This window comes from Enterococcus sp. DIV1421a (assembly GCF_051711025.1).
Lineage (GTDB): Bacteria > Bacillota > Bacilli > Lactobacillales > Enterococcaceae > Enterococcus_B > Enterococcus_B hirae.
In genome coordinates this window covers 2456914-2476393 of the sequence record NZ_JBIOLU010000001.1, presented here as the reverse complement: position 1 = coordinate 2476393, position 19480 = coordinate 2456914, and the positions used below count along the sequence as shown (strand labels likewise).

13 protein-coding genes and 3 rRNA genes are annotated in these 19480 nt (G+C 39.3%); 12 read left to right on the top strand and 4 right to left on the bottom strand.

Annotated features, from left to right (window positions below; genetic code table 11):
- The first annotated feature begins 43 nt into the window (after positions 1–43).
- From IGK21_RS11245 to IGK21_RS11210, 8 genes are all read left to right on the top strand, one after another.
- The gene (locus IGK21_RS11245; RefSeq protein ID WP_034700401.1) at positions 44–256 is read left to right on the top strand and encodes a hypothetical protein; all 213 of its coding nucleotides are present in this window, start codon (positions 44–46) and stop codon (positions 254–256) included.
- A gap of 637 nt (positions 257–893) precedes the next feature.
- Positions 894–2453 (top strand): 16S ribosomal RNA (locus tag IGK21_RS11240).
- A gap of 234 nt (positions 2454–2687) precedes the next feature.
- Positions 2688–5601, top strand: a 23S ribosomal RNA gene (locus IGK21_RS11235).
- Positions 5602–5694: 93 nt separating this feature from the next.
- Positions 5695–5810: ribosomal RNA gene (gene rrf / locus IGK21_RS11230) — 5S ribosomal RNA — on the top strand.
- Together the 16S, 23S and 5S rRNA genes form the textbook arrangement of a ribosomal RNA operon.
- 624 nt (positions 5811–6434) lie before the next feature.
- Entirely contained in the window at positions 6435–7655 is a 1221-nt protein-coding gene (locus IGK21_RS11225; protein WP_034700752.1) for a metallophosphoesterase family protein, read from the top strand.
- Complete coding sequence (locus tag IGK21_RS11220; RefSeq protein WP_181915126.1) at positions 7652–10351, top strand: ATP-binding protein; 2700 nt, start codon at positions 7652–7654, stop codon at positions 10349–10351. The genes IGK21_RS11225 and IGK21_RS11220 overlap by 4 nt, the downstream gene beginning before the upstream one ends.
- A 3-nt stretch (positions 10352–10354) precedes the next feature.
- Positions 10355–11299 carry a 3'-5' exoribonuclease YhaM family protein gene (locus IGK21_RS11215; protein ID WP_010720909.1) on the top strand — a complete coding sequence of 315 codons (945 nt, stop codon included), beginning with the start codon at positions 10355–10357 and terminating at the stop codon, positions 11297–11299.
- Positions 11300–11450: 151 nt separating this feature from the next.
- Complete coding sequence (locus tag IGK21_RS11210; RefSeq protein WP_010720908.1) at positions 11451–11666, top strand: hypothetical protein; 216 nt, start codon at positions 11451–11453, stop codon at positions 11664–11666.
- A gap of 175 nt (positions 11667–11841) precedes the next feature.
- On the opposite strand, the gene IGK21_RS11205 is transcribed toward IGK21_RS11210, so the two are convergent.
- From IGK21_RS11205 to IGK21_RS11195, 3 genes are all read right to left on the bottom strand, one after another.
- Positions 11842–12852: a peptidylprolyl isomerase gene (locus tag IGK21_RS11205; RefSeq protein WP_010737066.1), complete on the bottom strand. Its 1011-nt coding sequence runs from the start codon at positions 12850–12852 to the stop codon at positions 11842–11844.
- Positions 12853–13028: 176 nt separating this feature from the next.
- Positions 13029–13367 carry a YtxH domain-containing protein gene (locus IGK21_RS11200; RefSeq protein ID WP_181915125.1) on the bottom strand — a complete coding sequence of 113 codons (339 nt, stop codon included), beginning with the start codon at positions 13365–13367 and terminating at the stop codon, positions 13029–13031.
- Positions 13360–13794 (bottom strand): HIT family protein, encoded by a 435-nt coding sequence (locus tag IGK21_RS11195; protein WP_010720905.1) that lies wholly within the window; start codon positions 13792–13794, stop codon positions 13360–13362. The genes IGK21_RS11200 and IGK21_RS11195 overlap by 8 nt, the downstream gene beginning before the upstream one ends.
- 135 nt (positions 13795–13929) lie before the next feature.
- On the opposite strand from IGK21_RS11195, the gene IGK21_RS11190 reads away from it, so the two are divergent.
- From IGK21_RS11190 to trmB, 4 genes are all read left to right on the top strand, one after another.
- Positions 13930–14667, top strand: a complete 738-nt coding sequence (locus IGK21_RS11190; RefSeq protein ID WP_010720904.1) for an ABC transporter ATP-binding protein — start codon at positions 13930–13932, stop codon at positions 14665–14667.
- Positions 14660–15871, top strand: coding sequence for an ABC transporter permease (locus tag IGK21_RS11185; RefSeq protein ID WP_010720903.1), 1212 nt, complete (start codon positions 14660–14662; stop codon positions 15869–15871). The genes IGK21_RS11190 and IGK21_RS11185 overlap by 8 nt, the downstream gene beginning before the upstream one ends.
- Before the next feature lie 179 nt (positions 15872–16050).
- Positions 16051–16833 (top strand): phosphotransferase family protein, encoded by a 783-nt coding sequence (locus IGK21_RS11180; RefSeq protein WP_010720902.1) that lies wholly within the window; start codon positions 16051–16053, stop codon positions 16831–16833.
- Between the two features lie 138 nt (positions 16834–16971).
- Complete coding sequence (gene trmB, locus IGK21_RS11175) at positions 16972–17625, top strand: tRNA (guanosine(46)-N7)-methyltransferase TrmB (protein ID WP_010720901.1); 654 nt, start codon at positions 16972–16974, stop codon at positions 17623–17625.
- A gap of 115 nt (positions 17626–17740) precedes the next feature.
- Here trmB and ade read toward each other — a convergent pair whose 3' ends face one another.
- Positions 17741–19474 (bottom strand): adenine deaminase, encoded by a 1734-nt coding sequence (gene ade, locus IGK21_RS11170; RefSeq protein ID WP_220381025.1) that lies wholly within the window; start codon positions 19472–19474, stop codon positions 17741–17743.
- Between the last annotated feature and the right edge of the window lie 6 nt (positions 19475–19480).

Below are 19480 nucleotides of genomic sequence, written 5' to 3'. Positions count from 1 at the left end.
TCAAGTAGTGAATTTCTCTCATATAAAGCAAGGAGGTGGAGCGATGAAATACAAAAAATTTTCTTGGAAAGATTTTTGGGAAATCAGTGGCTCGTATCTTTTCACGATTATTTTGCTACCCGCATTTTATTCTTTAACTACAAATCAGCCATTAACAAATGTTTTTAGCGACCAATATCTGATCGATATTCTTCTCTTGTTTCTTTTTGTGATCTTGCCATTAGCTATTTATAAAGGTGTGCGGTATCGAAAGTAAGATATGAGAGATATTTGATGATTGAGTATGAAAATAGCTAGCCATTGCAGTAATCGTCTGAAGTACCGATGAGTCTAAATAAGAAGATAGGCAACTAAAGTAGGTTAGACCAATAGAGAGAAATAAAGTAAGGTGCTACTAAAATTAATTTTTAGCTTGACCATTCTTTTTTTTAATGGTAAAGTAATTGACGTTGCTGAAAAAGAGAAAAAGATAGTGAAATTTATTTAGAAAAATTCATTGACATTTACTTTTTAAGGTGATAAGATAACTGAGTCGTAAAAAAACGATAGCTTACGAAGCTTGATTCTATCGAAAAAAACTTCAAAAAAGTTGTTGACAAATAACAAACGACGAGTTATGATAAATGAGTTGCTGAAACACTTCTGAAAAACGAAGTTAAAAAAACTTTTAAAAAAGAGTTGACAAACAAATGTCACTCTGATATGATATAAAAGTTACTACGGCAATCTCAACTGATTAGCATTTAATCAAGTAGACCTTTGAAAACTGAACAAAGCAAAGACAAACCAAATGTGTAGGGCGTCTTGATTGATTCAAGACAACAAACATTTTTAACAAGCAAGCAATATGCTAGCAAACAATTGAGCTTAACAATCGCAAGATTGTTCGAACTTTTTATGAGAGTTTGATCCTGGCTCAGGACGAACGCTGGCGGCGTGCCTAATACATGCAAGTCGAACGCTTCTTTTTCCACCGGAGCTTGCTCCACCGGAAAAAGAGGAGTGGCGAACGGGTGAGTAACACGTGGGTAACCTGCCCATCAGAAGGGGATAACACTTGGAAACAGGTGCTAATACCGTATAACAATCGAAACCGCATGGTTTTGATTTGAAAGGCGCTTTCGGGTGTCGCTGATGGATGGACCCGCGGTGCATTAGCTAGTTGGTGAGGTAACGGCTCACCAAGGCGACGATGCATAGCCGACCTGAGAGGGTGATCGGCCACATTGGGACTGAGACACGGCCCAAACTCCTACGGGAGGCAGCAGTAGGGAATCTTCGGCAATGGACGAAAGTCTGACCGAGCAACGCCGCGTGAGTGAAGAAGGTTTTCGGATCGTAAAACTCTGTTGTTAGAGAAGAACAAGGATGAGAGTAACTGTTCATCCCTTGACGGTATCTAACCAGAAAGCCACGGCTAACTACGTGCCAGCAGCCGCGGTAATACGTAGGTGGCAAGCGTTGTCCGGATTTATTGGGCGTAAAGCGAGCGCAGGCGGTTTCTTAAGTCTGATGTGAAAGCCCCCGGCTCAACCGGGGAGGGTCATTGGAAACTGGGAGACTTGAGTGCAGAAGAGGAGAGTGGAATTCCATGTGTAGCGGTGAAATGCGTAGATATATGGAGGAACACCAGTGGCGAAGGCGGCTCTCTGGTCTGTAACTGACGCTGAGGCTCGAAAGCGTGGGGAGCAAACAGGATTAGATACCCTGGTAGTCCACGCCGTAAACGATGAGTGCTAAGTGTTGGAGGGTTTCCGCCCTTCAGTGCTGCAGCTAACGCATTAAGCACTCCGCCTGGGGAGTACGACCGCAAGGTTGAAACTCAAAGGAATTGACGGGGGCCCGCACAAGCGGTGGAGCATGTGGTTTAATTCGAAGCAACGCGAAGAACCTTACCAGGTCTTGACATCCTTTGACCACTCTAGAGATAGAGCTTCCCCTTCGGGGGCAAAGTGACAGGTGGTGCATGGTTGTCGTCAGCTCGTGTCGTGAGATGTTGGGTTAAGTCCCGCAACGAGCGCAACCCTTATTGTTAGTTGCCATCATTTAGTTGGGCACTCTAGCAAGACTGCCGGTGACAAACCGGAGGAAGGTGGGGATGACGTCAAATCATCATGCCCCTTATGACCTGGGCTACACACGTGCTACAATGGGAAGTACAACGAGTCGCAAAGTCGCGAGGCTAAGCTAATCTCTTAAAGCTTCTCTCAGTTCGGATTGTAGGCTGCAACTCGCCTACATGAAGCCGGAATCGCTAGTAATCGCGGATCAGCACGCCGCGGTGAATACGTTCCCGGGCCTTGTACACACCGCCCGTCACACCACGAGAGTTTGTAACACCCGAAGTCGGTGAGGTAACCTTTTGGAGCCAGCCGCCTAAGGTGGGATAGATGATTGGGGTGAAGTCGTAACAAGGTAGCCGTATCGGAAGGTGCGGCTGGATCACCTCCTTTCTAAGGAATATTACGGAGACTACACTGTTTGTTTTTCACTTTGTTCAGTTTTGAGAGGTTTACTCTCAAAGATATATTTTTGTTCATTGAAAACTGGATATTTGAAGTAAATTAGTAATACAAACCGAGAACACCGCGTTGAATTTGAGTTTTTTAATAAGTTCAATTGCTTATTTTCTTGATCGGACTTCTATCGCTAGAAGAAAGATCAAAACCCAACCGCAAGGTTGATAAGGTTAAGTGAATAAGGGCGCACGGTGGATGCCTTGGCACTAGGAGCCGATGAAGGACGGGACTAACACCGATATGCTTTGGGGAGCTGTACGTAAGCTATGATCCAGAGATTTCCGAATGGGGGAACCCAGCATCTTTTATAGGATGTTACGTTTGCGTGAATACATAGCGCATTCGAGGTAGACGCAGAGAACTGAAACATCTAAGTACCTGCAGGAAGAGAAAGAAAATTCGATTCCCTGAGTAGCGGCGAGCGAAACGGGAAAAGCCCAAACCAATGAGCTTGCTCATTGGGGTTGTAGGACTCCGATATGGTAGTTCTTTCAGATAGTCGAATGACTTGGAAAAGTCAGTCAAAGAGGGTAAAAACCCCGTAGATGAAATTTGGAAGGCACCTAGGAGGATCCTGAGTACGGCGGAACACGAGGAATTCCGTCGGAATCCGGGAGGACCATCTCCCAAGGCTAAATACTCCCTAGTGACCGATAGTGAACCAGTACCGTGAGGGAAAGGTGAAAAGCACCCCGGAAGGGGAGTGAAATAGAACCTGAAACCGTGTGCCTACAACAAGTCAAAGCCCGTTAATGGGTGATGGCGTGCCTTTTGTAGAATGAACCGGCGAGTTACGATTGCATGCGAGGTTAAGTTGAAGAGACGGAGCCGCAGCGAAAGCGAGTCTGAATAGGGCGTTTGAGTATGTAGTCGTAGACCCGAAACCATGTGATCTACCCATGTCCAGGTTGAAGGTGCGGTAAAACGCACTGGAGGACCGAACCCACGTACGTTGAAAAGTGCGGGGATGAGGTGTGGGTAGCGGAGAAATTCCAAACGAACTTGGAGATAGCTGGTTCTCTCCGAAATAGCTTTAGGGCTAGCCTCGGAATTGAGAATGATGGAGGTAGAGCACTGTTTGGACTAGGGGCCCATCTCGGGTTACCGAATTCAGATAAACTCCGAATGCCATTCATTCATATCCGGGAGTCAGACTGTGAGTGATAAGATCCATAGTCGAAAGGGAAACAGCCCAGACCACCAGCTAAGGTCCCAAAATATATGTTAAGTGGAAAAGGATGTGGGGTTGCACAGACAACTAGGATGTTGGCTTAGAAGCAGCCACCATTTAAAGAGTGCGTAATAGCTCACTAGTCGAGTGACCCTGCGCCGAAAATGTACCGGGGCTAAACATATTACCGAAGCTGTGGAGTACACCTTTAGGTGTATTGGTAGGAGAGCGTTCTAAGGGCGTTGAAGGCAGATCGTGAGGACTGCTGGAGCGCTTAGAAGTGAGAATGCCGGTATGAGTAGCGAAAGACAGGTGAGAATCCTGTCCACCGAATGACTAAGGTTTCCTGGGGAAGGCTCGTCCGCCCAGGGTTAGTCGGGACCTAAGCCGAGGCCGACAGGCGTAGGCGATGGACAACAGGTTGATATTCCTGTACTCGTTGTTTTTGTTTGAGCAATGGAGGGACGCAGGAGGCTAAGGAATGCAGACGATTGGAAATGTCTGTCTAAGCAGTAAGTCTTGATAGGAGTCAAATGCTTCTGTCTGTACGGACAAGCTGTGATGGGGAGGGAAATAATAGTACCGAAGTTCCTGATGTCACACTGCCGAGAAAAGCTTCTAGTGAGAAAACAACGACCCGTACCGCAAACCGACACAGGTAGTCGAGGAGAGAATCCTAAGGTGAGCGAGAGAACTCTCGTTAAGGAACTCGGCAAAATGACCCCGTAACTTCGGGAGAAGGGGTGCTGATCTAAGATCAGCCGCAGTGAATAGGCCCAAGCGACTGTTTATCAAAAACACAGGTCTCTGCAAAATCGTAAGATGAAGTATAGGGGCTGACGCCTGCCCGGTGCTGGAAGGTTAAGAGGAGTGCTTAGCGTATGCGAAGGTACGAATTGAAGCCCCAGTAAACGGCGGCCGTAACTATAACGGTCCTAAGGTAGCGAAATTCCTTGTCGGGTAAGTTCCGACCCGCACGAAAGGCGTAACGATTTGGGCACTGTCTCAACGAGAGACTCGGTGAAATTTTAGTACCTGTGAAGATGCAGGTTACCCGCGACAGGACGGAAAGACCCCATGGAGCTTTACTGTAGTTTGATATTGAGTGTCTGTACCGCATGTACAGGATAGGTAGGAGCCGTAGAAATCGGAACGCTAGTTTCGATGGAGGCGCTGGTGGGATACTACCCCTGCGTTATGGCCACTCTAACCCGCACCACTGATCGTGGTGGGAGACAGTGTCAGATGGGCAGTTTGACTGGGGCGGTCGCCTCCTAAAAGGTAACGGAGGCGCCCAAAGGTTCCCTCAGAATGGTTGGAAATCATTCGAAGAGTGTAAAGGCAGAAGGGAGCTTGACTGCGAGACCAACAAGTCGAGCAGGGACGAAAGTCGGGCTTAGTGATCCGGTGGTTCCGCATGGAAGGGCCATCGCTCAACGGATAAAAGCTACCCTGGGGATAACAGGCTTATCTCCCCCAAGAGTCCACATCGACGGGGAGGTTTGGCACCTCGATGTCGGCTCGTCGCATCCTGGGGCTGTAGTCGGTCCCAAGGGTTGGGCTGTTCGCCCATTAAAGCGGCACGCGAGCTGGGTTCAGAACGTCGTGAGACAGTTCGGTCCCTATCCGTCGCGGGCGTTGGAAATTTGAGAGGAGCTGTCCTTAGTACGAGAGGACCGGGATGGACTTACCGCTGGTGTACCAGTTGTTCTGCCAAGGGCATTGCTGGGTAGCTATGTAGGGAAGGGATAAACGCTGAAAGCATCTAAGTGTGAAGCCCACCTCAAGATGAGATTTCCCATTTCTTTAAGAAAGTAAGATCCCTGAGAGATGATCAGGTAGATAGGTCAGGAGTGGAAGTACAGTGATGTATGGAGCGGACTGATACTAATCGATCGAGGACTTAACCACATTGGTAAAGAAAAAAACTCGGTAGAGTTTACGAAATACTTCAAATCCAGTTTTGAGTGAGCAAAAGCAAACTCAATAATGATAACACCACAGTGTGGTGGCGATAGCGAGAAGGATACACCTGTAACCATGCCGAACACAGAAGTTAAGCTTCTTAGCGCCGATTGTAGTGAGGGGTTGCCCCTTGTGAGAGTAGGACGTCGCCACGCAAATGGTGAAAAGCAGATGAATTTAGTTCATCTGCTTTTTTATTTGCATAAATTAAGAGAAAATAAAAAGTTAGGAGTAATCGTATTTGGGATTGTTCCTAGCTTTTTTACAAACAAAGGTATATTAAAACAATGAAGATGGAAAAGCGAGGCATTCCTCCTATTTAGCTGGTTTTTAGTAAAAGATAAAAGGTGACAAAATTAAGTATAGTTAACATGTTGATTGACGAAGTAAGGCTGCCAAGTAAAAAAATTGCACTGAAATTTGCAAACAGATTAAAGATAGACAGCTGGAAATACAAGTTACGCTACATATCAAAAGACAGTGTGTTAATTCCCCATTTTCTTTTTCTATCCTTTTAGAGAAAAAGGAGTAAATGATCCTCATGCTTCTACTTTTACCATAAAATACAAAAAAGTTAGGCATAAAGCAAGGGGAGAATTGGTCGGAGTAATCTATTCGAGTGAATGCGAACAAATTTTCGGTTTTTGATGAAAAAAAGCAATGAAAATGGTATGATAAAAGGGCATATAATTTTATAAAGCAGTACCTATTTTATAAAAATTATTCAAATAAAGCCGGATAAGGCATAAATTCATCTTGAGTAAAAAGGAGGACACTCGATGGTTAAATTCATCCATGCAGCTGATTTACATATCGATCGCTCTTTTGAAGGACTAGTAAATTTAGATAAATCGGTACAGGAAAAATTATTAGAGGTTAATTTAAAAGTTTTAGCAAATATTGTAGACAAGGCTATAATAAATGAAGTTGATTTTGTTTTACTTGCGGGAGACACCTTCCATCAAAATCGTCCTTCATTAAAAATCCAAAAACATTTTTTTGATCAAATCGATCGATTGAATGAAAAAGAGATTGCTGTCTATTTGACATTTGGAAATCATGATTATTATCAATCAGAGCGCTACTGGTTTACTTTTCCCGAAAATGTCCATTTATTTACTTCGGAAGAGGTAGAAACAAAGACATTTTTATCTAAAAAAGGGGAAAAGGTCGCCATCAGCGGGTTTAGTTATTTACACCAGTGGATACAGGGAGATAAAGTTGCTGAATTTCCTTTACGACACTCAGTGGATTATCATATCGGTCTGTATCATGGCGAAATAGGGAGCAATCAGCGGGGAAACTATGCACCTTTTCAGCCGTCTAAAATGCAGGAAAAAGGCTATGATTATTGGGCATTAGGACATATCCATGTGCCAATGTCTTTAAACGAAAAAGAAACAATGAATTATCCAGGGGCACCTCAAGGACATACCCAAAAAGAGCAGACAGCTAGAAATGTTTTATTGGTTGAATTGACCTCCAGTGAATGCCAGACGATTCCGCTAGAGGTCGCAGAAGTATTCTGGGAGAGTAAGACCGTGTCTTTAAAAACTGCTCGGACTACGCAAGACGTGTTACAAGTGATCCAAGAGCAGTTAACTATGGGAAATCCAAAACTGACGTTGTTAGATTTAAAGGTAACAGAGTATCATCACTTGAACCAAGAAGTGATTGATCGAATCTATTCTGGCGAATTACTTGAGTATTTAATGGAAAAAATAGCCAACCTATCTACAAATTTACTTATTTGGCGTATATCTATTAAGGAAGATGAAAGAATGAATCGAGTATCGTTGAAGGTCTCACAGACATTAGTTGACCAACTCTTTGAAACTTATCGGGTAAGTGAAGATTTCCATCAGATTTTAGGTGAGATGTACAGTCATCCTGATGCGGTTCGCTTGATGAATGATTTACCTGAATATCAGGAAGGTACCTTGACTAAAGCCAAGGCAATACTGGAGCAAGATTTTGTGTTTGAGGAGGAAAGTATATGAGAATCCTTCGAATCGAAATAGCTGCATTTGGTAAGTGGAGACAAAAAACATTTGATTTTATTTCTGGAAATCAATTGATCTACGGTGAAAATGAAGCAGGCAAGTCAACGATTTACCAATTTATTCAGGCTGTATTATTTGGCTTCCCTTCAAAAGGAAAGAAGAAAAAAGACTATACGCCGAAAGATGGGGCTGCCTATGGTGGGAAAATTTGGTTAGAACATCCAGTTCATGGAGAAATACTAGTTGAACGTTACAAACAGCAAAATCGTGGGAAATCCAAAGTCCTTTTTAATGAGCAACAGGGAAGTGATGAATTATTAGAGAAATTACTTTCTCCACTAACAAAGGATTTATTTCAGCAGGTTTTTACTTTTCAACAAGAACAGTTAACTGAACTCGATCATCTACGAGAAAAAGAATTACATGATGCACTGATCTCATTAGGGATTACGGGTAGTTCGTATGTTTTTCAAAAAAGACAAGAATATTATCAGCAAGCCCAACAGCTTTTTAAGAAAAAAGGGCAGAAACTGCTTATCAATCAGAAATTGAATGAGTGGAAGAACCTTCAAGAAAGAGTCCATCAAAAACAAGAGCAGGAATCTTTTTTCGGTGAACTCGTTCGACAAGAACAAGCCTACAGTCAAGATCAAAGAGAGCTACAAAAAAAACTCCAAGAGATAAACGAAAAAATTTCTCAGATCAAGCAGCAAGAGCTGAATTATTCTTTATACGAAGAGTGGCAAGCACTTAAAGCCAATACCTTACCACAAGTTCCTGAAGAACAGTTGCTTTTAGACTTAGAGGAATTCACTAAACGCTACCAGCAGATGACGGAACGCCTAGATGAGCTCGAAGCTACTTTAGAAAAACATAGCGGAATGGATCAACAGTCGGCACGATATTATTTCTATTTGGAACAAGAGCAAGTACTAAAAGAATTGCAACAACAGCAAACACAAATCGAACATTGGCTGAATGAATGGCAAAGACTCCAAGTGGAAGAACGAGAAATTGATTCAGAATTAAAAATTTTAGAACAAAGCTGGCAATGGCAACGGACACAAGAGCCACAAGAATTTTTGCATACTGAAGAGTGGCAACAACTATTTTCTGAAAATCGTTTGTTGAAAGAACAAGTCAATCAATTATCAATCAGATCAGAAATCGTCTTAGAGCAGCAGCGGACGATTGAAGCGGAGATCAACCAATTAGAAGCCACACATCCAGAATTATTACAGTCGGCACCTTCAGAAGTTCGTTCAAAGAACAAAACACCGTTTGCTATTATCGGCGGATTCTTTTTTGTGGTGGGGATCTTCCTACCAATGCCTTGGAAACTAGGAGTCTTTTTATTAGCCTTAGGTACATTGGGGTATTCATTTTATGAAAGGAAATCACTGAATGGTCAGAAAAGTGATTTATCAGAAATCAAAGGTAAGTGGCAAGAAAAACTGGGACAATTAGACAATACGTTAGCTCAAATCGAAGAAATCAATCAAAGTAAAAACAAGCTAGTGATTGAACAACAAAAAATCCAACAAAAAGCCTTCGATTTTACAAAGGTCCATCACTTAGGAACGATGAATACCTTAGAAGCGATGAAGGAATATGGGCATGAAGTATCCGATTATCAAGACTTGTATAGCCGCTTGATCAAGAAACAAGAACGAGCAAATGAGATTCAACAAAAGTTGGTACAGCTTGATCGTAAGTTTGAATTGATTAAGGAATGGTTACCGTTACAAGATAAAGGAATCGCTGAAAAAATGGTGCTTTTAACGAACTTCATCCAAGAAATGGAACAATTGAAATTCGCTAGAAGTTATCAACAAAATACACTATTGAAACAAGAAATCAACCAATTGAAAAAGAAACAAAAAAGTTTGATCGAACACTATAGCGGACAGATGGAGCAGGTCGGACTTGCTTATCCATCCGAAGTAGCTGCTTATTTGCAAAAAGCGCAACAAACAAAAACACAACTTCAACGACTAAAAGAGTTGGATGAGATTCTCGCGCCACTTTTTCCAAAAAAACGGACACGGGAGCAATTAAGTACTGAACTGTATCATAATCAAGAGAAACAACGGCAGTATCAGTTTGAAGAAAAACAATTGATCGAACAACGTCAGCGGTTAAAGATCCAAATCGAGGAATTACAAAAAGATGGTACGTTGGATGAGATGTACCAAGAAGAAAGTTTATTGAGAGCACAACTGCAACAACTGATGGAACATTGGGGCGGTCTAATGGTCGCTGGGACTTTTTTAGGGGATCTGTCTACAGAAATGAGTGAACGTCAATTACCACAATTGTTAAAAGCTGCTGGTCACTATTTAGGAGTCTTAACACAAAATCATTACCAAGAGATTTTATTGAGAAATGATACTTTGACACTAACAGACGGTGTAACTGATTTTCCCATTTATGAATTATCTACAGGAACGAAAGATCAACTGATTATGGCCATGCGCTTTGCCTACCTATCGTTAGAATCAAAACGTTCGATTTGTCCAATCATCATAGATGACGGTTGGTTGCATTATGACCATCAAAGAAAATATCAATTAGCCAAATTGTTAGCTGATTTCGGCCAAAATTATCAAGTTATTTGTTTTTCTTCTGACCAAGAAATGGTAAGCTATTATCAGGAGCTTCAACAATCTGTGAATATATTAAAGGATGTATAAAGAATGAAAAAAATTCGTGAATTAGTTGTCGATGAACAATTTGAATTGTTTGTTTTAATTAAAAATGCTGATGTCAGAGTTGCGAAAAACGGAAAAAAATTTATTGCATTTACTTTTCAAGATACGTCTGGAACGATTGATGGCAAATATTGGGATGCTTCTGAAGAAGAGATCAACAAGTTTACTGCTGGGACAGTTGTTTTCTTAAGTGGGAAGCGGGAAATCTATCAAGGAAACCCACAAGTAAAGATTTTGCATATGCGATTGACTAAACTTGAAGAGCCAAGTGATCCTAGTTTTTATATGGAAAGGGCTCCTTTGAAAAAAGAAGAAATGGAAGAAGAAATCAATCAATTATTATTTGATATAACAAATGCTCATTGGAATCGGATTGTCCGTCATTTACTAAATAAATATCAAAAGCAATTTTTTGAATTTCCCGCAGCAAAACGGAATCATCATGCTTTTGCGAGTGGATTAGCTTACCACACATTGACTATGTTGCATTTAGGTAAAACGATTGCTGATGAATATCCAGAATTGAATCGATCGTTGTTATACGCAGGAATCATTTTACACGATCTCGGAAAAGTGATTGAATTATCTGGACCGATGAGTACGGAATATACTTTAGCGGGTAATCTAGTGGGGCATTTGGTACTAGTAGATGAAGAAATCACGAGAGCATGTATCGCATTGAAAATAAATGAAGCAGATGAAGATGTTTTGGTATTAAGACATATGGTCTTAGCACATCACGGCTTATTAGAATACGGATCGCCGGTTCGACCACGTATCATGGAAGCAGAAATCTTACATCAGATCGATAATCTCGATGCTTCAATGCAAATGATGTTGACGTCGATTCGTCAAACAGAACCTGGAAAATACACTGAACGGATTTTTGGAATGGAAAATCGTAGTTTCTATGTTCCCAAAGAACTATAGATAACTAAAGGCACGTAGCCTAACACGAACTACTTGTGAGCCTACGTGTCTTTATTATTGGAAAATTTATTTTGTTATTGATAAAAATCTACAATAGTGTAAGATTGTAGTCAGATGAGAAACCGTTTTACTAATAGGGGGAAAATAGTTAATGAATCATTATATCCAATCTCTTGGCGTTCAAAGAGATCCGCTATTTTTCTGGGTATTGGGAATTTTCTTCTCAGTATGTTTGTTGTATATGGCTTATAAATTGAGAAACAAATCCAAGATTGCTTTGATTACTTTAACGACTACGGGCGTCTTTATTTGTATTTTTGCTATGTTTGCAACGATCGTTACACTGATGACCAGAATCAGTTACTAAAAAACAGCTCTTTGTCAAAGTGAATAGGTAGCGAAAAAACATCAAAGTCAATCATTTACTTTGGTGTTTTAATCTATGCTTATCTTTTATAAAAAATAAGGTGGAAATTACGATCCTTCTTAGAAATTATAGCGTCAAAAAAAAAACAGACCAGGATAGGTCTGTTTTTTTCATCTTATTTGCTTGATGATTCAGTTGTTGATGATTCAGAAGTTTTTGTTGATTCAGTTGTTTTAGATTCAGAAGATTTTGTTGATTTTGTTTTAGACTCAGATGTATTGGTATTAGCTGTTTCCATAGTAAATGGCGTTAATACATTTTTAAAGGCATCATCTGTGACTTTTACATTTTCTTCTTTTAATACTTTAGCGATAATTTCTTTTTGTAGGTCTTGATCACTTTCTTTTGTATCTCGGGCGATTGATTCTAATTGTTTCTTGTATTTATTCATGTCATCGCCTTTATTTTGGTTTTTGACCATTTTTACAACATAATAATCTGTTGAGTATGAAGTTGTATTTGTCGCTGAGATAACGTCAGATACTTGACCGTCTTTTAATTTGAAGGCTGCTTCTTTCACTTCAGTTGGAACATCTGTCGTTTGAGAGTCAAATTTGATTTTTCCGCCATCTTTTTTAGTTGCTTCATCGGTTGATTTTTCTTTTGCCAGTTTCGCAAAATCAGTTCCGTCATCTGCTGATTTTTTCACTTCTTTTGCTTCATCTTCACTGCTTACTTTAATGATTTGTGCTTCAACTTCTGGATGGAAAGTTTTCCAAGCTTCTTTTAAATCTTTTTCTGTCACTTTGACGTTAGCACTTATACCAGCTTTTAATACTAAACTGCTTCTAAGTGCTTGTTTATATGAGTCTTCTGTATAACCAGCTGCTTCTAATTGTGATTTAAAGGTGTCACCGTAAGTTTCTTCATTCTTTTTGTATTCAGCATTGACATCTTTATCCGTTACTTTATCGCCATATTTATTTTCAAAGGCTTTGTAAATAATCATATTTTGAACTAATTGTTGGTTGTTTTGCGTATGTTTTGCTTCATTATAAAAATCTTCAACCGTGATAGTTCCGCCTTTCATTGTGGCGATGTCTTTATTTGTACTACCTGAACAAGCAGCTAATGCTAATACAGCTAGCGCACTAGTTGCAGCTAAAATTATTTTTTTCTTTTTCATTAAAATTGCTCTCCTGTGATTTATTATTATTCTTACAATAATAACTATACCATATCTATTTATTAATAAAAACGTTCTCGTGATAGTTTCAAATAAAATTCAAATTTTGATCACATTCCTAACTAAAAATTAAAAAAACAATAAAATTAAAATCAAAAGTGTTATAAAATTCCGCATTATTGCATGTCTTGTGGCAAATCATTTGTTAATTTTCCAACTTGTTCTTGGATTTGTGCAATTCTTGGTTCTGCTTGAAATTTAAAATTTTCAATATCTTTTTTCATTGATTCTTGAAAAGCGGGGATCAAAGTATTAGCTGTTTCTTTTGTGTCAACTAATGCTTGTTTGAAATTATTAAGACTGTTATTTAAATCATTTGTTAATTCCGTTGCTTCGTCTAGTTCAGCGATCAATTTTTTTCTGGTTTCGTTCCCGCTTCTAGGAGCAAATAACAACCCGGATATAGCTCCAACGGTCGTTCCAAAAACGATTCCTTTTAAAAAGTTTTTAATCAATGTTCTTCACCTGCTTTACAATGGTATGTTGAATTTGTTGCAATTCTTCCGCACTATATTCTGACTGATGGTTGCCAAAGTGGATCGAAAAATCATCTTCTTTACTATAGCGAGGGACCAAATGGACATGTGAATGAAATACAGATTGATAAGCCAATTCACGGTTATTATTCAAGATATTCAGTCCTTGCATCTCAGGAAAGGCTTCTTCAATTGAACGAGCAATTTTAGGGATACGTGAAAAAACATCAGCTGCTAGTACTTCGTCATATTCAAAAATATCAGAAACGTGTTGTTTTGGAATAACTAGTGTGTGTCCTTTTGTCGCTTGGGATATATCTAAAAATGCATAGACTTTTTCGTCTTCGTAGATTTTATAACTAGGGATTTCTTGTTTAATAATTTTACAAAAGATACAGTTTTCCATAGGAAACATCCTTTCCATCAAAAATATTATTTATGTTAACTTTACCATATGTTCAAAGATTTGTATGAAAAAAAATAAATTGACTTCGTTTTCTTCATGGTATAATAAAAACAATCGAGCGACGGAGGAAAAATTATGAGTCTAATTGTGGAACATGTAACAGGTGGCTATGGACATCTACCTGTTTTAAAAGATATTAGTTTTAGTGTACAGCCTGGCGAAATGGTAGGATTGATCGGTTTAAATGGCGCTGGAAAAAGTACAACGATCAAACATATCATTGGCCTCTTAGAACAAAAAAAAGGATCTATCACGATTAATGATCTGAGTTTGAAAAAAAATACTGAAGAATACCGAAAACAAATCGGTTTTATACCTGAAACGCCTTCTTTATATGAAGAACTAACTTTAAGAGAACATATCGAAGTGACTGCGATGGCCTATGATATTCCAATCGATATAGCGATGCAACGAGCTGAGAAATTGTTACATACGTTTCGTTTAGAGAATCGTTTGGAATGGTTGCCAGCCAATTTTTCAAAAGGGATGAAACAAAAGGTGATGATCTTGTGTGCTTTCTTGATCGAGCCTTCTTTGTATATTATTGATGAGCCTTTTTTAGGATTAGATCCATTAGCAATCAATGCTCTTTTAGAACTAATGGTAGAAATGAAAAATGAAGGTTCAGGGATCTTGATGTCTACGCATATTTTAGCTACGGCAGAAAAATATTGTGATCGTTTTGTAGTTCTGCACAATGGAGAAATACGTGCAGATGGAACCTTAAAAGACTTACAGGAGGAATTCCGACTACCTGATTCTTCACTGGATGAAATTTATATCTCCTTGACAAAGGAGCAGGATCATGAATAATTTCTTTCAATTGCGATTAGCAAAACACCAGAAAAAAATGATGAAGTATTTGCGTTATGTACTAAATGATCATTTTGTATTGGTTTGCTTATTTCTATTTGGCGGAGTCGGCTTTTACTATTCAAACTGGTTAAAAACGTTAACGACTCCTTTTCAAATGGGTGGGATTATCCTTACGATCTTTTGGTTTATTTGTTTGTTTTTTGGTAAATTTGCCACTTTCACGCAAGCGGCCGATCTGGTTTTTCTACTACCGAAAGAAAAGGAGATGCATCAGTATCTCCAACGAGCTTTTCTTTATTCCAGTCTATTTCCTTTTCTGTTCTTAGGACTAGCTTGTGGCTTTTCAATGCCCCTCGTGGTTGTGACAACCGGGCAGCCTTTTTCTTTTTATTTCGTTTATTTACTGATTCTCTGGGGATTGAAGAGTAGTCAACTACAAATCAAACGAGTGGAGCTTTTCCGAATTGAAGAGAAAAAATTGATGGTATGGAAAGCTTCTTGGTATCTTTCGACATTGCTGATCTTGTTGCTTACGGTCTATGGATGGCTCTGGCTTGGATTGTTAGCTATGTTGATTCAATTAAATATTTACTTTTGGTTTTTATGGAAAAATATGACGTATCGGTTGGATTGGGAAAAAATGATACAAAAAGAAGAGCAACGTTTACATCAAATCTATCAATTCATCAATCTTTTTACTGACGTGCCGGAAATCACTTCTAAAGTCAAAAGAAGAAGGTATTTAGACCCGTTGCTTCAACATACGAAGAAAACGAAAGATAATACTTATTATTATCTTTATGTCAGAAGATTTATTAGAGGTTCTGATTTCAGTGGTCTTTTCTTACGCTTAGTGTTGATTGGAAGTATCTTGATTGCAGGTATTGAAGATGTTTATTTTATAACTGCTATTGGTGCGCTTTTTATCTATTTGATCGGATTCCAAGTGATTCCTTTATACAATCAATTTCGTTACATGACACTTGTCCAACTTTATCCAATCACGGAAAAGCAAAAAGAAGTTGCGCTGCAAAAGTTATTGTTAAATCTTTTGCTGATTGCCGCTAGTCTTTTTGGATTGATTGGTGCGATCGTATTAAATGGGCTAGACAAACTCATACCGATTATCAGTTATTTGATTGTCATCGGCTTGTTTATTAAAATCTATACACCGACTCGGATCAAGAAAATGAACGAATAAAAGAGGTGAAAAAACGAGAGAATAAGGCAGATTTGCTTTTTCTCTCGTTTTTTTGATAAAAGATGGTTTTTTAGAGAGGAATACAGGAAAAAAGAACGTATATGTGCTTGACGTTCGGGGCTTAGGCGACTAGAATAATAAGTACTGCAAATCATAGAGTTTAGAGGACGGGAGAATGCATGATGGAGTTTCAGTTAGACCAAGAATGGCGTTTACGCCCAATCAAAGGTGATACGGGAAAAACATACATAGGCATGCGCGATGAAGATAAGGTCTTTATTAAACGCAATACGACTCCAATGCTTGCTGCACTATCCCGAGAAGGAATTACACCAAAACTGGTATGGACGAAACGGACAGGAAATGGCGATACCTTAACAGCACAGGAATGGCTAGAAGGACGTTTATTAACTCCGACCGAGATCGGCCAGCGAAATGATGTTATTGATGTCTTGTATCATTTGCATCATTCTGCTTCACTTAAAACGATGTTGACTCGGATCGGTGGTAGAGTGATGACACCAGAAAAAATGTTGCAACAATATGAACTGGAGTTACCTGAGACACTCAGAAAGAATCGATTTTTACAAATCGTTCACCAGTTTTTGCGTCAACAAATTCCACAGATGGATAAAGAGAACTTTGCAGTTGTACACGGAGATGTCAATCATCGGAACTGGTTAGTGTGCAAAAATTATTTGTATCTAGTTGATTGGGATTCAATTATGTTTGCTGATCCAGCGGTGGATATTGCCACGATTTTAGGGAATTATGTTCCATTATCTAATTGGAATCAATGGCTCGTTACTTATGGGATTCGCCCAACGGATGAGATATTAGAAAAATTACATTGGTATGCTGCGATGAATCTTTTACAAGAGATTACCCGATATTGTCAGCGTGAAGATCATCGACGAATGAATGAAGAGATCTTACAGTTGAAAAGAATTTTTAGTGGTTGAGCAAAGAGTCAAAAAGAATGAGTACGGTGTACGAATAAAGCATTTATTGTCGATTATTTATTCAGAGTTAAGATCAGAAGAGTAGAACATCACTTGTCTGATCTTTATTTTTTTAGGAAAGAAAGGAATGGAGTTTTCATGCGTGTACGTAATCGCCCAGGTGCTGCTGAAATGCTAGCAGCGCATCCAGATCTAGTAATAAGTGAACCAACCAAGTGGAGAGGTAAGTGGAACGAACTATTTGGCAATGAGCAGCCGATCCATATTGAAATTGGTATGGGAAAAGGTCAGTTTATCACAGGAATGGCTAAGGCTCATCCTGAAATCAATTATATCGGGGTAGAAATGCAAGTCAGCGTTGTATCAATTGCTTTAGATAAATTAATTGAACAACCATTACCAAATTTAAAACTATTGCATGTTGATGGTTCAGCGTTGACGGAATATTTTGCAGATAGTGAGATTGATCAAATCTATTTGAACTTTTCTGATCCGTGGCCTAAAAAAAGACATGAAAAACGCCGGTTAACGTATCATACATTTTTAGCGGTGGATGAACAAATTCTACGCCCTAAAGGAGAAATCCATTTTAAAACAGATAACCAAGGACTATTTGAATATTCATTAGCTAGTTTTTCTCAATACGGCATGATCATCAAACAAGTATGGTTAGATTTACATCAAAGTAAATATGAAGGAAATATCATGACTGAATACGAAGAAAAATTTTCTTCAAGAGGTCAAAGAATCTATCGTGTTGAAGCTCAATTTCCAGATAAAACGAAGAAATAATGACTTCATTTAATCAAAAGCAACCGAAACATTTTTGTTTCGGTTGCTTTTTTGGTTGTAGATGCAGCTGTTCGAGCAAGGAAAAATTGTAGGACAAAATATTTTCGTATTTATTTTATATAGAAGGTTCAATCAAGTTAAATTTAGAAAATGAAAATAAGCCTTTATCTGTAATCTTTAATTCGGGGATGACAGATAATGTTAAAAATGAAAGTGTTAAAAATGGATCGAATGATTGACTGGCACCTAACGCATGTGCTTCTTTAGTTAAGGAAACTAACTGCTCATTCACAGCTAAAAAAGGTTCTTGAGACATTAAGCCACCGATTGGTAAGGGTAAACAAGCCAACTCTTGACCATCTGCAACAGCGATCATTCCGCCACCTTTTTTGATTAATTGGTTTGCTGCTATTAACATATCTTCGTCATTCGTTCCCACCACGACGATGTTATGAGAATCATGCGCAACAGTTGTTGCAAGAGCTCCTTTCTTTAGTTGAAATCCCTTAACGATCCCAACGCCAACATTTCCTGTTCGATGGTGACGTTCGATCACAGCAATTTTTAGTTGGTCGTTGGTAATTGAAGGAACAAAGACACCGTTTTTTGTGTCTACTTCTACGAGACAATCATTGGTCAATAAACTATTAGGAATGACTTCGATCATGTGGGCTTTTTCGGTACAAAGTGGTAAAGCAAAAGAATCGACCGTTAATGGTTTTACATCCATTTTTGGTAATTTTTGAGCATAAGTATTTTTTTGTCTCGGAAATTGTTCCAGATTCAATTGTGCATCCTCTACCACGATTTTTCCATTAGAAAAGACAGTATTGATTGGAAGAGTCGTTAAATCATTGGTTAAGAAGAAATCAGCTTGATAGCCAGGTGCGATGGCGCCTAGCTGACTTAAGCCAAAACATTCGGCAGCATTTAGTGTGGCCATTTGAATGGCTTGTAATGGCTCCATTCCTAAATGGATTGCTTGGCGTATGATGTGATCGATAGAGCCTTCTGCAACCAGATCATCGATCAGTTTATCATCCGTGACAAATAAACAACGTCGTGAATTTTCTGGTGTTACAACGGGCAGGAGTGCTTCGAGGTCTTTTGCAACCGTCCCTTCTCGAATCATTAAATACATCCCTAAAGCTAGACGTTCTTTTGCTTCTTGTGCGTTAGTCGCTTCATGGTCGGTTTTTATACCAGCCGTCAAATAGACGTTTAGCTCATCTCCTTGAATACCAGCTGCATGACCATCGATTTTCATATTTTTCTCATGCATCAATTGTAATTTATCAATGATGGTTTTTTCGTTATTTGCAACAGCTTGGTAGTTCATCACTTCAGCAAGTCCCAACACTTCAGGACGATCAAGAAAAGGAATGAATGATTGGGCGTCTAGCACTGCGCCGCTTGTTTCAAAAGGTGTTACAGGAACGCAGGATGGCAGCATGATAAAAATATTCATTGGTACGGATTGGGCATCTTCAATCATAAAATCAAGCCCAATACTTCCTGCTACGTTTCCTATTTCATGAGGATCAGTAATTACCGAGGTGACGCCATGTAATAAAGAAATTTTTGCAAACTCGCTTGGAGATAAAAGTGAACTTTCGATATGCACATGCCCATCAATAAGTCCTGGTACGAGGTATTGATTTTTTGCATCATAGATTTCTTTGCCTTCGTATTGACCGATCCCCACGATTTTACCGTCACAAATCGCAACATCACCGGTTAGGATTTCTTTTGTAAAAACGTTGACGATTTGTGCATGTTTGATTACCAGATCAGCTGGTTCTTTTTTCCCAGCGACTAAAATATGCTTTGTTCGTAATGATTCCACCATGTTCCC

What these genes read in the sequence shown, in the direction of transcription:
- trmB (WP_010720901.1), top strand. Translation starts at nt 16,972, where the DNA reads ATGCGTGTACGTAATCGCCCAGGTGCTGCTGAAATGCTAGCAGCGCAT.
- IGK21_RS11220 (WP_181915126.1), top strand. Translation starts at nt 7,652, where the DNA reads ATGAGAATCCTTCGAATCGAAATAGCTGCATTTGGTAAGTGGAGACAA.
- IGK21_RS11180 (WP_010720902.1), top strand. Translation starts at nt 16,051, where the DNA reads ATGATGGAGTTTCAGTTAGACCAAGAATGGCGTTTACGCCCAATCAAA.
- IGK21_RS11245 (WP_034700401.1), top strand. Translation starts at nt 44, where the DNA reads ATGAAATACAAAAAATTTTCTTGGAAAGATTTTTGGGAAATCAGTGGC.
- ade (WP_220381025.1), bottom strand. Translation starts at nt 19,474, where the DNA reads ATGGTGGAATCATTACGAACAAAGCATATTTTAGTCGCTGGGAAAAAA.
- IGK21_RS11210 (WP_010720908.1), top strand. Translation starts at nt 11,451, where the DNA reads ATGAATCATTATATCCAATCTCTTGGCGTTCAAAGAGATCCGCTATTT.
- IGK21_RS11225 (WP_034700752.1), top strand. Translation starts at nt 6,435, where the DNA reads ATGGTTAAATTCATCCATGCAGCTGATTTACATATCGATCGCTCTTTT.
- IGK21_RS11215 (WP_010720909.1), top strand. Translation starts at nt 10,355, where the DNA reads ATGAAAAAAATTCGTGAATTAGTTGTCGATGAACAATTTGAATTGTTT.
- IGK21_RS11185 (WP_010720903.1), top strand. Translation starts at nt 14,660, where the DNA reads ATGAATAATTTCTTTCAATTGCGATTAGCAAAACACCAGAAAAAAATG.
- IGK21_RS11195 (WP_010720905.1), bottom strand. Translation starts at nt 13,794, where the DNA reads ATGGAAAACTGTATCTTTTGTAAAATTATTAAACAAGAAATCCCTAGT.
- IGK21_RS11205 (WP_010737066.1), bottom strand. Translation starts at nt 12,852, where the DNA reads ATGAAAAAGAAAAAAATAATTTTAGCTGCAACTAGTGCGCTAGCTGTA.
- IGK21_RS11190 (WP_010720904.1), top strand. Translation starts at nt 13,930, where the DNA reads ATGAGTCTAATTGTGGAACATGTAACAGGTGGCTATGGACATCTACCT.